Origin of the sequence: Mucilaginibacter dorajii (genome assembly GCF_024808255.1) — a bacterium.
GTDB classification, from domain to species: domain Bacteria; phylum Bacteroidota; class Bacteroidia; order Sphingobacteriales; family Sphingobacteriaceae; genus Mucilaginibacter; species Mucilaginibacter dorajii.
In genome coordinates, this window is sequence record NZ_JANTYS010000009.1 from 220764 (window position 1) to 235614 (window position 14851).

Here is a 14851-nt window from a genome sequence, read left to right on the forward strand (position 1 = left end):
GGTGTTACTTAATTACTTTATTGATTTTTAAAGGCACCTTAGGACGCATTTGGATCAAACCCGATACAACCACGCTATCGCCAGGCTTTAAACCGTCAATTATTTGGATCCTGGTATCGGTACGTAAGTCTGTTTTTACCGGTCTTGACACCGCTACTCCGTTATGGGCAACGTAAACGATACTGCTCTTTAAATCGGGAATAACGGCCTCGGTAGGTAACAGGATGGTTTTGGGAATTTGATCGAGTGTTAAATTTATTTTGGCAAAACTGCCCGCGGTTAATAAACCTTTAGGATTTGGCGCTTTGGCCCGCACGGTAATGGTACGCGAGTTAACATCAATTGATGGCTCAATGGCGTAAACCGTGCCTGTAAAGTTTTCTCTTGAACTTTCGGTATTGAACCTTATCTTGCTGCCAACACCCAATATGGTCAGGTACCTTTCCGGTACCGAAAATGTAATTTTAGCCGGATCGATGTTTACCAACTGGGCTATAGGAGCCGCGGGCGACAGATAGCTACCCGGACTCACGTTGCGCAAACCAATGGTGCCCGAAAACGGCGCGCGGATCTCGGTACGTGCAATCTGTGCTTTAATCACATCGGCAGCAGCCTTTAATGAGTTTAATGAGGTAAGCGATGTATCATACTCTTCCTGGCTTATCGCTTCTTTTTGCAGCAATACCTTATTACGGTACTCCACCTGTTTGGCTAATGTTACCTGGTACTGGTTTTGTTGTAATGATGCCTCCAGGTCCTGGTTATAAACTTTAACCAGCAGCTGCCCTTTTTGCACCTTGCTGCCTTCGTTAAAATAAATGCCGGTAATGTTACCTGCGGTTTGGCTTACCAGACTCACCTTTTCGTTGGCATCAATGCTGCCGGTTACATCAATAATATTGTTTACGGCGGTATCCTTCACAATCATAATATTAACGTTTACCGGACCGTTCTTCTTTTTGCCGCTTTTGCCGCCGGCTTGTGCAGCCGCACTTTCCTTTGCGGCTTTACTAAAAAACTTGTTGTAAACTAAATAAGCTACCAGCAAAGCCAGGGCCGTGTAAATGATATATTTTGTTTTCATACTGTATCGGCAATCATTTTGCGATTTTTTGATTTGGGTTGGGTTGTAATGGTTTTATGTTCAGCTGCATTTTTTGCAGTACGCTTTCAAAAATTTTCATTTCGCGGGCTGTTATACCTTTGGTGATATCGCTATTGATGTGTTCAAAGGTTTCAACAATTTGCGGTACTGCTATTTTTGCCTTTTCGGTAACGCGCAGTAAATGTTCGCGCTTATCGTGAGGGTTGCTGTCGCGGTAAACAAAACCTTTTGCGCTTAGCAGGTTAATAATGCTCACCATGGCCGATTTATCTTTATCCAATATTTGCGCCAGCGCGTTTTGCGTAAGCTGCCCATCGTGATAATAAATAAGCGATAGTATAAAATGGTACCGTTTCAAATCCAGGTGCTCGGTATGCCTGGCCAATACATTAAGGTATAACTTACCAAGGCGTATCAGTTTCCGGGATATGGGTTCTACTATCTGCATGTTTATAAGTGCCGCAAACATAACACCCCGCCAGATTATTAGTTGCATGTATCAACCATTTTACAAGTGCCTAAAACCCAGGCATCCCGAAAAACCATAAATTTTATATCTTGCGGGCATGAAACCAATTAAGCTGACCGCAACTGTATCATTAATTTTACTGTTTATGAATTTATCCGCCGCGCAGGCGCAGCCCTCTGCCAATATATCCTACAATGTTTCCTTCCCCGAGGCGCAGGCACACTACGCCGAAATTGAGATGCATATCACCGGGCTAAAACAAAACACACTCGACCTAAAGATGCCCGTATGGACACCTGGCTCATACTTAGTAAGGGAGTTCGCTAAAAATATAGAGGCCTTTAGCGCCAATATTAACGGCCAAATTGTAGCATCGCCTAAGATCAATAAAAACACCTGGCGCGTTAATACTAAGGGAAAAGCCGCGGTAACCATTAAATATCGCGTTTACGCCAATGAAAACTCAGTGCGCACCAGTTACCTTGACGTATCGCACGCGTTTTTGTCAACATCGGGTATTTTTATTTATCCTGCCAATATGCTGCACTCACCATCAACCATTACCATTGTGCCTTATAAAGACTGGAGTAAAGTATCAACCAGTTTAGAAATGGTTAACAACAACCCGTTTGTAAGGCATTCACCTAATTTTGATATCCTGTTCGATTCGCCTATCGAGGTAGGTAACCAGGATATTTTTGGCTTTGATGTAAACGGCGTCAAATACGAGGTATGTATGTATGGCGGCGGCAACTATGATAAAGAACGCCTTAAAAAAGATATGCACGCCATTATTGAGCAGGAAGCTGCTGTATTTGGCGAAAACCCAAACAAGCATTATACTTTTATAGTACACAATCACCTGCGCGGTGGCGGTGGTATTGAGCATTTGAGTTCGACTGTTTTAGGTGCTTCGCGCGATAATTATGCTTCAGAAAAAGGCTACCAGGGTTTCCTGGGGTTGGTTGCGCATGAGCATTTTCACCTTTGGAATGTTAAACGCTTAAGACCGATAGTGTTAGGCCCGTTTGATTACGATAACGAAAATTATACCACTAACCTTTGGATAGCCGAAGGCTTTACCGAGTATTACCAGGAGATAGCGGTACGCCGTACTAACCTGTACCCACCAGAGAACTACCTTGATCAGATAGCCAACGAGTTTAATATACTGGAAAACCTGCCAGGCAAAAACGTACAAACCGTGGCCGAAAGCAGTTTTGATGCCTGGATAAAAGGATATCGCCCTAACGAAAACTCAAACAATACCACCATATCGTACTATACCAAGGGTGCTATTATTGGTATGATGCTTGATTTGGAGATTATCAACAGCTCAAACCAAAAATACCATTTGGATGATGTAATGAAGTATATGTACAATACCTATTACAAAACCAAAAAACGCGGTTATACCGATGCCGAGTTTAAAAAAGGCTTTGAAATGTTTGCCGGCAAAAAGCTTGATGATTTTTATAAAAAATACATTAACGGCCTTGATCCGGTTGATTACAACAAATACCTTGGCTATGCGGGCTATAAAATTAACGACGAGCTTGCTGATAATAACGACGCTGCCCTGGGCATTACAACCGGTACAACCGCAGCTAAAAAAGTAATTGTAACAGGTGTAACCCGCGGTACCGCAGGCTATATTGACGGCATTAACGTTAACGACGAAATTACCGCCATTGACGGCAATCCCATTACCGACGCAGCCAACCTTATAGCCGGCAAAAAGCCCGGCGACAAAATACAGGTAACCGTAAGCCGCGACGGCCAAAATATTACCTTACCGGTTACCTTATTAAAAAGCAACCGTGTAAAATATAAAATTGTATCGTTAGATAGCCCAACGCCACAGCAGCTGGCGGTGCGTAAAAAATGGCTGAGCTTGTAAACTCAACCCTTTTTATTTAAATAAAAAAGCCTTGAATTATCGAGGCTTTTTCTATTTAAACATCTTTACTACCCCCCATTAGGCTACCGTGTACCCATATTTTTTTTATTAAAGAAAATGTCATTTCGAACGAGCATGCGCAGGGGAAAGCGGTGAGCGAGGAGAAATCTTCGACGCCTTGCTATGCCGAATGCCCGCACGTAGAAGATTTCTCCTCACCTCCGGCGCACAAATCCCTGCAGGTTCGTTCGAAATGACAACTCTTTTTATTGTGGCCAAAAGTTTAACAACATGTGGGTACACGGTAGCCCTTTAGGGGTTGGGGCTATTGATCCTTTTGCAGTTTCTCCTGCGCTTTTTTAATAGAATCCTGCTTAGCCTTGGCTGCCTTTTTCTTTTTATTGAAAAACCCTTTCAACAAAAAGTTTGATTGCGCCGCTTTCAAATCTTCATTTAAGGTCCCTGTGGTGGCGTGTACATTTTTCATCGTTGTTTTAGCTTGTGCAACGGTGCTTTCCAGGCTTTTTGAAAGGTTATCATTGTTCAATAACCGGCCTATACTACCTTTGCCGCTATTTACCTTATCTACAATTTCGGCAAGGCTTCCGGTCATTTTTTCGGCGTTATCGGCCACGCGGGTGAGTTTGCCTATAATCCGGTCTACATCAACCGGATTAACAGAAGCCAGCCGACCGCCATCTGCCACTTCCTGGTTACTGGTTATGCCGCCAGGCGCCAAAACAACCAGTTTATCACCCATCAAGCCATCGCTGCCTATGCTGAGCTTAGAATCAGTTTTTACAAACTTTTTTACGGTGTTGTTAAGCGTTAAATCAACCCTAACAGAACTATCTGTCACTATATTAATTGCTTCTACTACCCCAATGTTGATACCCGCGAAGCGCACATTGTTCCCTACCTGTAAGCCACTTACATTTTTAAAGGTGCCGTACACGTTAAATGTTGAGCTAAACATATTTTTTTTGCTGCCGATAAAAAATACGGCCAATAGCAGCACAACCAGCCCTACGAAGGCAAACAATCCTATTTTTATTTTTTGAGATGACGTAGTTTTCATGTTGTTTCGATAAAAAATGACTTTACAAGTTCGTTATCAGACTTTTGTAGTTCCTTCCAGGAGCCTTCAGCTATATATTCGCCGTCGTTCATTACAACAATCCGGTCGGCCGTAATACGGGCACATTCCAAATCGTGGGTGATGATAATAGATGATGTTTTATATTTTTGCTGCATATGCAATATCAGTTCGCTGATCTCGCGTGAGGTAATGGGATCTAAACCGGTTGTAGGTTCATCATAAAGCATAATTTCAGGGTTTACAATCAGCGTACGGGCCAGCCCTACTCTTTTTCGCATCCCTCCCGATAGATCAGAGGGCATTTTATCTATCGCGTCAAGCAATCCTACATTATCTAACACCTCTTCTACCTTTTTGTCTATCTCTGCCTGGTCTTTCAGCTTTAACACCCTGGTGAGCGGGAATTCGAGGTTCTCACGCACAGTCATACTATCGTATAAAGCGCCACTTTGAAAAAGAAAGCCTATTTTAATACGGAGTTGTTTAAGTTCTTCGTCACTCATCTGAGTTACGCCTTCGCCAAAAACCTCCAAATCGCCCCCATCTGGCTTGAGCATGCCTACCACACATTGTATGGTAACAGATTTTCCCTGGCCCGATTTGCCCAGTACCACCATATTTTCGCCGCGCTTGAGGTCGAAAGTGATATTTTTCAATACCTCTTTATCACCAAACGACTTTTTGAGGCCTTTGGCATGTATAACTATCTCATCCTTAGCAGCAGGTGTTTTTTTCTTTGGTTCGATATTTCCCTTTGTTGCTGCCATGTTATTTGTAAAATAAAAAACTGGTGATCTGAACAGCTATGGCATCAATCACAAAAATCCAAAGCGAGGCGGTAACCACGGCCGAATTAGCAGCTATACCCACGCTTTCGGTACCTTTATTTGAATTATAGCCCTTATAGCAGCCTACAAAGCCTATCGCGAAGCCGAAAAATATAGTTTTAATAACCGCGGGGAGAAAATCAGAAAAATCAAGAGAGCCAATACATTTCTGAAAATACAGCGTAAAGCTGATGCTATCATTGATGTTAAGTGCCAGGAAACCGCCAACAAGTCCTATCACATCGCCAATTATAGATAATAAGGGCACCATTAAACTGGTAGCGATAATACGGGTAACTACCAGGTATTGAATAGGATTAGCTCCTGATACCTCCATGGCGTCTATCTGCTCGGTAACCTTCATGCTGCCTAACTCGGCACCAATACTTGATGCTATTTTGCCTGCGCAGATGATGGCTGTAATAACCGGGCCCATTTCACGTACAAAAGAGACAGCAAGGGTTTTAGGCAGCATACTGGCCGCGCCCAGTGAAACCAACGATGGCCGTAACTGCAGGATTAATACAAAGCCCATGATGAAGGAGGTAATACCCACCAACATCAGGGACCTGTAGCCTATTTCGTAGCATTGCCGCACAAACTCCGACCATTCGAAGCCGCCGGCAAAAATATTTCTGAAAAACCTACTGAAGAAAACGCATTGTTCGCCAATGCCCATCATCCACTTCCTCCAGCCGGTAATTACCTGTTCTGCCATAGTTTACGATATAATTTGACATACAACAATGTATGGTCAAAAAGTTTTGCAGTTCAAGAAAATTAACCAGTGAGGTCGGCTTGCAAGGTTTATGACATTGGTACGTCAATAATTAGGTAACGGGAAAATTCTTCGGTTTCAATTGTAAATGAACTGATATCATAAACACCCACCGCGTCCCTTTTGTTTAATGTTGTACCATTTATTTTGGCCACACCATCTAACAGGAACACATAAGCACCATTCCCCGGCATTTTTATAGTGTAATTTAATAATTGGCCGGCATCAAAGCTGCCCATGCTGAAGGTAGCATCCTGGTGTAACCAAAGTCCTCCTTCTTCCCTATTGGGCGATACCAATGTGGTCAGGCTATTGGTTACAAATTCATTTTTAAAACTCTTTTGATCATAACGAGGCGTTACATTCCTTTCTTTAGGGAAAAGCCAGATCTGTAATGTTTTGGCAGCATCTGTTGCCGAAGCATTATATTCAGAGTGATAAACTCCGGTACCTGCCGACATTACCTGCACATCGCCGGCGTTGATCACGCCTTTATTGCCCATATTGTCCTGGTGTTCTAAGCCTCCTTCTAACGGAATGGTCACTATTTCCATATTATCATGCGGATGCAGGCCGAAACCCTTGCCCCCGGCTATAACATCGTCGTTTAATACCCTTAAAGCGCCAAAACTCATCAATTCGGGATTGTAATATGGGCCAAAGCTGAAAGAAAAATTGGCTTTTAACCAGCCTATATCGTTTTTGCCCCGATCATTTTCGGGATAAAATATTGTTTTCATTGTTATGTTTCCTTTTATATATGTTTAAACATACAATTGACATGCCAATGTATTTTTGGCAGACAGTGAGGCGTATATTGCATGGCGCAGAAGACTCACCCGCCCATCGCTTCGCTGGGGCACCCTTCTTCACCTGCGGTGGAAAGAGGGGTTTGAACGGTTTATTGTATGTTTATAATACCTAAATCATCTTCGAACCCCTCTTTCCGGCGAAGCCGAAGAGAGGGTGACGGGCGCAGCCTCGTCGGGTGAGTCTTCTACGCCGTTCACAAAATTGCACCTATTAAATTATGCGTATTTTTGCAAAAAATTAAGTATCAATGGCAAATAAAGCTATTATTGCAGGTTCAACCGGACTAATTGGCAGTAAATTGTTCCATATTTTACTGCACGAACCTTTTTATGATGAAGTTTTGATCCTGGTAAGGAAAAAAATCAATCTCAATCATAAAAAATTAACGCAGCTGGTGGTCAATTTCGAGCAGTTGGATAGCTATGCCGATGCTATAAACGGGCATGCCCTGTTTTGCTGCCTGGGTACAACCAACAAGAAAACGCCGGATAAGGTCGTTTACAGGCATATTGATCATGATTATCCGCTACACCTGGCTCAATTAGCTTTAAAAAATGGGGTTGAGCAGTATCACCTGGTATCGTCCATCGGGGCCAATGCCGGGTCATCATTTTTTTATCCCAAAACCAAGGGCGAAACCGAGGCCGACATTCAGCAGCTGGGGTTGCCCGCGTTACATATTTACCGCCCGTCCATGTTAGTTGGCGACAGGCAGGAACAGCGGCCAATGGAAAAAACATTGATCGCTATCTATAAAGTAATTGATCCCCTGTTATCCGGCAGCTGGAAAAAGTACCGGAGCATTACCGACGAAGCTGTGGCTATGGCCATGTATAAACAATCAACTAAAAACAATGCGGGCACGTTTATATACGAGTCTGATCAAATAAAACAATTATCGTGAGTACTTATCTATCTGCCGAGAACCTTGGCCATCAATTTCATGACAACTGGTTGTTTAAAAATACAACCATAGGCATTAACCGCGGCCGCAGGGTAGCGTTGGTTGGTGTTAACGGCGCCGGCAAATCAACCTTATTAAAAATTTTAGCCGGGCAAATAAAACCTACTGAAGGTAAGGTGGTTCAAAGCCGCGACCTTAACATGGGTTACCTGGAGCAGGACCCCGGCTTTAAGGATGCCGTTACCATCAGCGATTATATTTTTCATGCCGATGACGTGCAGCAGCAGATGATTCGCAAGTACGAGGAATTACTGGAAAACGACCCGGATAATGCCAAGGCGCTTGAAAAGATCATGGAAGAGATGAGCGAGGTTGATGCCTGGGAATATGAGTACAAAATAAAAACCATTTTGGGCAGGCTGGATATCCACCACCTTAACCAGCACATCAGTACCCTATCTGGCGGGCAAAAGAAACGTTTGGCCCTGGCTAAGCTTTTAATTGAGGACCCAGATCTGTACATATTAGATGAGCCTACCAATCACCTGGATATCGATACCATTGAGTGGCTGGAGAAATTATTGACCGACGGATCAAAAACCATATTGATGGTTACGCACGACAGGTACTTCCTGGATAATGTTTGTAACGAGATACTGGAGATTGACCGCGGCAAAATGGTGCCTTACAATGGCACCTACGCCTACTACCTGGAAAAGAAAGCCGAGCGTGATGCCTCTGATGAAGCCTCGTTTCAAAAGAACAGCAATTTACTGCGTAAGGAATTGGAGTGGATGCGCCGCCAGCCGCAGGCCAGGGGTACCAAATCAAAAGCACGTATTGATGCTTATTATGACCTGGAGGAGAAAACAAAACAAGGTGGCGCCCGTGATAAAGTTGAACTGAGTGTTAAAACAGCACGCCAGGGTAACAAGATCATGGAGATGGAGCACCTGTATAAAGGCTTTAATGGCAATAACTACATCAGCGATTTTAACTACGTATTTAAAAAAGGCGACCGGATTGGCTTAGCCGGGAAGAATGGTACCGGTAAATCTACTTTACTGAACCTTATTACCGGCGGTTTACAGCCAGATAAGGGAGCGGTGATCAAAGGAGAAACTACCGTGATTGGTTATTTCCACCAGTCAGGTATTACCTTTAAGGATGATGAGCGGGTTATTGATATTGTAAAAAACGTGGCGGAGTTTATCACCATGGCCGATGGTAAAATGATTTCGGCCTCGGCCCTGCTTACCTTGTTCCTGTTTCCGCCTGCAAAACAATATGGTTTCATATCTAAGCTGAGCGGTGGCGAAAAGAAGCGCTTACAGCTGATGAGCATCCTGATGAAGAATCCAAATTTTCTGATCCTGGATGAGCCTACCAACGATTTGGATATTGATACGCTGAATGTGTTGGAGGAGTTTTTAACCAACTATTCGGGCATATTAATGATGGTATCGCACGATAGATATTTATTAGATAAACTAACCGACCAGCTGTTTATTATGGAAGGTAACGGTCATGTACGTATCTATAATGGTAACTATTCATCGTACCGGGTAGAGCTGGACGAGGCTAAACAGCAAAACAAAAAAGGCAATGTTGCCCCTACTCCTGCGCCTGCTCCGGTAGCTAAAAAAAGTAAATTAAGCTTTAAAGAAGCTAAAGAGCTGGAGACCATCGAGGCGGAAATTACAGCTTTAGAAAACCGGGTAAAAGCTAAAAACGAAGAGTTAAACAAGGTAGGCATTGAGCTTGTAAAGCTCAACGAAACCGTAGCCCAAATAACAGAATTAACCAAAAAACTGGATGCAAAAAGCGCCCGTTGGATGGAACTGATTGAGTTAAATGAAGCATAAAAATGAAGACATCTGATATCATAGCATCTATAGGTGTGATCATCCTTTTGATCGCTTTTGTACTTAATTTATCAAATAAATTATCGGCCAAAAGCAGGGTATATATGTTATTGAATTTAATTGGTGCAGGCACTTGCTGCTATGCATCGTACATGGTAAGCTTCTACCCTTTTGTGGTGTTAGAAGGCGTTTGGGGTACTGTAGCATTGGTGTCATTATTAAGGGTTCCACGTGGAACATCGGTATAAAGGCGCTAATTTTGCGATGTTTAGCTGTAAATACCACCATTATTAAGTGAATTATAGCTAATAATAGCTATTTAATTAGCTATTAAAAAACGACTAACGTATACGTTTAAATAAAGAAATAGTAAACAATAATCAAAGGGAAATAAACGCTTATACCCGATGTTCCACGTGGAACATCGGGTATAAATTACAGCGACAACACCTGGATCAGTGTATATGATTAAACTATTTTGCTAAAACAAACCAATGTTCCACGTGGAACATTGGTTTAAGTAATACAAGGATCACCTCAAATAAAGAGGAAATTTTCGCGCAAAGATCGCTAAGGCGCAAAGTATTTTTCTTAGCGCCTTAGCGAGTTCTGCGCGAAGAACGTTAAAGGTTATATATAATAAAGGGCTAAAAATCGTTTTGAATATTCATTATTTAAATCAATTTAATACAAGAATTTTACTGTTCCACGTGGAACATGGAGGTATAAAATGTTTAGGAAATACAATGTAATTGTAGTTGGTGCAGGGCATGCAGGCTGTGAAGCGGCGGCGGCAGCAGCCAACCTGGGATCGTCTGTTTTGCTCATTACTATGAACATGGGCACCATTGCACAGATGAGTTGTAACCCCGCTATGGGCGGTGTTGCCAAGGGGCAAATAGTGCGCGAGATAGATGCAATGGGAGGATATTCTGGCATTATTACAGATAAAACTTCTATCCAATTCAGGATGCTGAACCAGTCAAAAGGCCCTGCCATGTGGAGCCCCAGAGCGCAAAGCGACAGGATGAGATTTGCTGAAGAATGGCGTTTGGCATTGGAAAGAACACCCAATGTAGACTTCTGGCAGGACACCGTTTCCTCTCTTTTAGTTAAAGGAAATACGGTAGCTGGTGTACGTACATCCTTGGGTGTAGAGATAGAAGCAGACTCTGTTGTGCTTACCAATGGTACCTTTTTAAATGGTATCATTCACATAGGTGAGAAGAAATTTGGAGGAGGCCGGGCAGGCGAAAAATCGGCAACAGGCCTTACCGAACAACTCAATGAATTGGGTTTTGATGCCGGCAGAATGAAGACTGGTACCCCTCCCCGCATTGATGGCAGGAGCCTGAATTATTCCCTGATGGAAGAACAATGGGGTGATGAAGATCGTGGTAGGTTCTCGTACACCGATGTAGAAATGATTAAGGAACAACGTTGCTGCTGGATCACCTACACCAATACCAATGTACACGAAACGCTGAAAGAAGGCTTCGAAAAGTCGCCAATGTTTACCGGTAGAATTAAAGGTTTAGGGCCACGTTACTGCCCCTCTATTGAAGATAAGATCAACCGCTTTGCCGAGCGCGACCGTCACCAGATCTTTGTAGAACCCGAAGGATTGAACACCGTAGAGATCTATGTAAATGGTTTCTCAACCTCCCTGCCCGAGGATGTACAATACAAAGCGCTCACCCAAATCCCCGGATTTGAGAACGCCAAAATGTTTCGCCCGGGTTATGCCATCGAATATGATTACTTCCCGCCTACCCAATTAGGATTAACACTGGAGACCAAATTGATCAGCAACCTGTACTTCGCCGGGCAAATCAATGGTACCACCGGGTACGAGGAAGCAGCATCACAAGGCTTTATTGCAGGCATCAACGCACACCAAAAGATCAACGATAAACATGAATTGATCCTTAAAAGATCAGAGTCCTACATCGGTGTATTGATAGATGACCTGGTAACTAAAGGTACCGAAGAACCCTACCGTATGTTCACCTCAAGGGCCGAGCATCGTTTGTTATTAAGACAAGATAACGCGGATATCCGCCTATCCCCTATGGGTCATGATTTGGGATTGATCAGCGATGAGCGTTTAGAAAAGGTAAATCAAAAGGTTAAAAACTCCGATGATATTGTTGCCTACACCCGCAGCAAGTCTATTGATCCATCCGTAGTAAATGGTTTATTGGAGGAGTTAGGTACATCGGCCATTAACCAGGGAGCCAAGCTTTTCAATTTATTAAGCCGCCCGCAGGTTGGTTTTAACGACCTGAAAAAAGCCGATAGTGGTTTAACTGAATTGCTATCGGCCTATGATAAAGAAACTATTGAGCAGGCTGAAATAAAAATCAAATATGAGAGTTACTTTATAAAAGAATTGGAGATTGTTGACCGGATGAAGAAAATGGAAGACCGAGCCATCAATCCCGATTTTGATTATCAAACTTTAGTATCGTTATCAAAAGAAGCCCGCGAAAAACTGGCGCGTATAAAACCGCGCACTTTAGGCCAGGCTTCCCGGATTTCGGGCGTTTCGCCGTCTGATATTTCAGTTTTACTGGTTCATGTATCAAGATAAATCATAAAATACTGATAATTAGTAACTTATAAAAAATCGCATTAAATCAATTATTTTGATTTTTTAATATTACAGGTCGTAAAAATATAAAAGTAGCTTATATCGCCTAAAAACTATGTTAAACAAAAAACGGGTTAATTTTTGCAATTTTTCCTTCGCCTTTTTTATCATTTTGCTCCTTTCCGGCTGCGCGGCGCAACAACAGCCCCAGGGCGGGCCACGAGACGTTACCCCACCGGTTTTGGTGAAGGCAACGCCGGCTAATAAAACAAGAAATTTTGTAGGCAAAGAAATTAACCTGGAATTTGACGAGTTTATAAAACTGAGCAATGCCTACCAGGAAATTACCATGAGCCCCGCCATGGAAAAACAACCCGAGTACACGGCCAACAAAAAGAAGCTGCGCATCCAGTTAAAAGATACGCTCCAAAAAAATACCACTTACGTGATTAATTTTGGAAAAGCCATACAAGACGTGAACGAAAGTAACGTGATGAAAAATTTCACCTACGTTTTTTCAACCGGTCCGCATATAGATTCGTTGAGCATATCCGGTACGGTGACCAACACCCTCACCCAGGAAAAAGAGAAAGATATCACCGTAATGATTTTTCCTTTGAAACAGGACTCCCTCCTATTTGGCAAAAAGAAACCCGCCATATTCACAACAACAGATTCATCGGGTAATTTTAGTCTGAATAATTTACATGAAGACAAGTACCGTATTTACGCGTTGAAGGAAGCAAGCCCAAATAAAATTTTTGATAATGATAATGAACTGATCGCTTTTCTTAAAAAGCCGATCAACCTTAAAACAGATACCTCGAATGTTAAGTTGAACCTGTTTAAACAAAACCCAGAAAAATTCAGGTTTTCTGAAAAACGATTTGATATAGATGGTAAGATGCTTTTTATATTCAATAAGGCCTTATTGAACCCCTCCTTAAAAGTTCTTTACCCGGCTGATATTAATAACCAGAAATACGTAGAGTTCAGCAAAACCAAGGATACCGCTTCCGTATTTGTAAAGTACATGAATTTCGATTCGATAAGGGTAGCCGTATATGACAATGGCAAACCTGTTGATACTACCTTTTTAAAGAAACAGCTCAAGGAAACGTTTACCAGGGTATTCCAGTTTAAATACAACATATCTAACGATAAACTGAAACCAGGTACCGATCTTAAAATTTACAGCAACCTGCCGATAGATAATATCGATGCGGCACAAATTACCCTAAAGGAAGATTCTATTGGTTTAGGGTCATCAGACTATACCTTACAAAAAGATACCGGCGGTGTCAAAAGTTTAACCCTTAAATATAGGTGGCGGCAAAATGCCAAATACGAACTCGATTTTGCTGCCGGCGCTTTTACCGATATTTACGGCACCAAAAATAAATATAGCTTCAAAAGATTCACCGTTGATAAGCCCGAAAACTATAGCTCATTAACTTTAAAAGTTACGGTGCCAGATACTTCAAAGGCTTATGTGGTTGAGTTGCTAAACGAACAAAAAGTAATACTTCAAAGTGACCCCATCACCAAAAATAAGTTAATAGCCTATAAAGCTATCCTGACCGGCAAATATGTGGTACGCGTTGTGTACGACGAAAACCGCAACGGCAAATGGGATAGCGGTAATGTGCATTTAAAAAAGCAACCAGAAAACATCTGGATAAACGAAAAAGAAATAGTATTGCGCCCCAATTGGGAGGCCGAGGAGCCCATTGTAGTACCTAAGGAGCGCGTTACTCCTTAAACCAACCCGAATACATGATATAATTATTCGGGAGCTTCTTAAGCAGCGCTATTTGTTCGTCGGTTAAGGGCTTTATCTTTTTAGCCGGCGATCCTGCATATAGAAAACCACTTTCGCAAATGGTTTTCTCCAATACTATGGAGCCTGCACCTATGATCACAAACTCGTTAACCACGGCATCATCCATCACAATGGCGCCCATGCCTATCAGCACATGATCATGAACCGTACAGCCGTGCACAATAGCGTTATGCCCTATAGATACGTTGCTGCCAATATTGGTAGGTGCCTTTAAATAAGTAGCGTGGATGCAGGCATTATCCTGTATATTGGTATTATCTCCTATCTTAATATAATGCACATCCCCCCGAATCACCGCGTTAAACCAAACCGAGCAATTATTGCCCATTACCACATCGCCAACAATAGTAGCATTAGGCGCAATAAAACAATCATCTCCCCAGCTTGGGCTTTTATCTTTAACAGGTAATATAACAGGCATATGTTTTTTAATTAGTGAATTAGTGAGTGGGTGAATTAGTGATTTTTTCTTTATGTTTGAATGCAAATTTAAGCGGAAATAGCTCAGCTGGTAGAGCATCAGTTTCCCAAACTGAAGGCCGCGGGTTCGAATCCCGTTTTCCGCTCTTAATTCTCTTTATATTTCCTCTTGTACGTCATTTTATCTACCCGTCATTGCTTCGTCGTGCCTCCTCGCAATAACGGTTCTATTAGA

General features: G+C 42.5%; 13 protein-coding genes and 1 tRNA gene. 7 read left to right on the top strand and 7 right to left on the bottom strand.

Annotation, left to right across the window (positions count from 1 at the left end):
• Nucleotides 1-4: 4 nt before the first annotated feature.
• Nucleotides 5-1084: an efflux RND transporter periplasmic adaptor subunit gene (locus tag FHS10_RS14585; protein WP_259091703.1), complete on the bottom strand. Its 1080-nt coding sequence runs from the start codon at nucleotides 1082-1084 to the stop codon at nucleotides 5-7.
• Nucleotides 1085-1097: 13 nt separating this feature from the next.
• Nucleotides 1098-1553, bottom strand: a complete 456-nt coding sequence (locus tag FHS10_RS14590) for a MarR family winged helix-turn-helix transcriptional regulator (RefSeq protein ID WP_259091704.1) — start codon at nucleotides 1551-1553, stop codon at nucleotides 1098-1100.
• 166 nt (nucleotides 1554-1719) lie between these two features.
• Between FHS10_RS14590 and FHS10_RS14595 the strand changes: the two genes are divergently transcribed.
• Complete coding sequence (locus FHS10_RS14595) at nucleotides 1720-3474, top strand: M61 family metallopeptidase (RefSeq protein ID WP_259091705.1); 1755 nt, start codon at nucleotides 1720-1722, stop codon at nucleotides 3472-3474.
• A 325-nt stretch (nucleotides 3475-3799) separates the two neighbouring features.
• On the opposite strand, the gene FHS10_RS14600 is transcribed toward FHS10_RS14595, so the two are convergent.
• The 4 genes from FHS10_RS14600 to FHS10_RS14615 form a co-directional block, all read right to left on the bottom strand.
• Complete coding sequence (locus FHS10_RS14600; RefSeq protein ID WP_259091706.1) at nucleotides 3800-4552, bottom strand: MlaD family protein; 753 nt, start codon at nucleotides 4550-4552, stop codon at nucleotides 3800-3802.
• Nucleotides 4549-5340, bottom strand: a complete 792-nt coding sequence (locus FHS10_RS14605; RefSeq protein WP_259091707.1) for an ABC transporter ATP-binding protein — start codon at nucleotides 5338-5340, stop codon at nucleotides 4549-4551. Before FHS10_RS14605 ends, FHS10_RS14600 begins: the two co-directional genes overlap by 4 nt.
• 1 nt (nucleotide 5341) lies before the next feature.
• Complete coding sequence (locus tag FHS10_RS14610) at nucleotides 5342-6118, bottom strand: MlaE family ABC transporter permease (RefSeq protein ID WP_259091708.1); 777 nt, start codon at nucleotides 6116-6118, stop codon at nucleotides 5342-5344.
• A gap of 89 nt (nucleotides 6119-6207) precedes the next feature.
• Entirely contained in the window at nucleotides 6208-6918 is a 711-nt protein-coding gene (locus FHS10_RS14615) for a pirin family protein (RefSeq protein WP_259091709.1), read from the bottom strand.
• A 320-nt stretch (nucleotides 6919-7238) separates the two neighbouring features.
• Between FHS10_RS14615 and FHS10_RS14620 the strand changes: the two genes are divergently transcribed.
• The 5 genes from FHS10_RS14620 (at nucleotide 7239) to FHS10_RS14640 (ending at nucleotide 14115) form a co-directional block, all read left to right on the top strand.
• A complete protein-coding gene (locus FHS10_RS14620) occupies nucleotides 7239-7895 on the top strand; it encodes an oxidoreductase (RefSeq protein WP_259091710.1) in 657 nt (218 codons plus the stop codon).
• A complete protein-coding gene (locus FHS10_RS14625) occupies nucleotides 7892-9760 on the top strand; it encodes an ABC-F family ATP-binding cassette domain-containing protein (RefSeq protein ID WP_259091711.1) in 1869 nt (622 codons plus the stop codon). The genes FHS10_RS14620 and FHS10_RS14625 overlap by 4 nt, the downstream gene beginning before the upstream one ends.
• A 2-nt stretch (nucleotides 9761-9762) precedes the next feature.
• Nucleotides 9763-10008: a CBU_0592 family membrane protein gene (locus FHS10_RS14630; protein WP_259091712.1), complete on the top strand. Its 246-nt coding sequence runs from the start codon at nucleotides 9763-9765 to the stop codon at nucleotides 10006-10008.
• Between the two features lie 482 nt (nucleotides 10009-10490).
• Nucleotides 10491-12353, top strand: coding sequence for a tRNA uridine-5-carboxymethylaminomethyl(34) synthesis enzyme MnmG (gene mnmG / locus FHS10_RS14635; protein ID WP_259091713.1), 1863 nt, complete (start codon nucleotides 10491-10493; stop codon nucleotides 12351-12353).
• A gap of 115 nt (nucleotides 12354-12468) precedes the next feature.
• Nucleotides 12469-14115 (top strand): Ig-like domain-containing domain, encoded by a 1647-nt coding sequence (locus tag FHS10_RS14640; RefSeq protein WP_259091714.1) that lies wholly within the window; start codon nucleotides 12469-12471, stop codon nucleotides 14113-14115.
• Here the strand turns inward: FHS10_RS14640 and FHS10_RS14645 are convergent.
• On the bottom strand, nucleotides 14105-14617 hold the full coding sequence (locus FHS10_RS14645; protein WP_259091715.1) for a gamma carbonic anhydrase family protein: 513 nt from the start codon (nucleotides 14615-14617) through the stop codon (nucleotides 14105-14107). The genes FHS10_RS14640 and FHS10_RS14645 overlap by 11 nt on opposite strands.
• Before the next feature lie 72 nt (nucleotides 14618-14689).
• Between FHS10_RS14645 and FHS10_RS14650 the strand changes: the two genes are divergently transcribed.
• A tRNA-Gly gene (locus tag FHS10_RS14650) sits at nucleotides 14690-14762 on the top strand.
• Nucleotides 14763-14851: the final 89 nt, after the last annotated feature.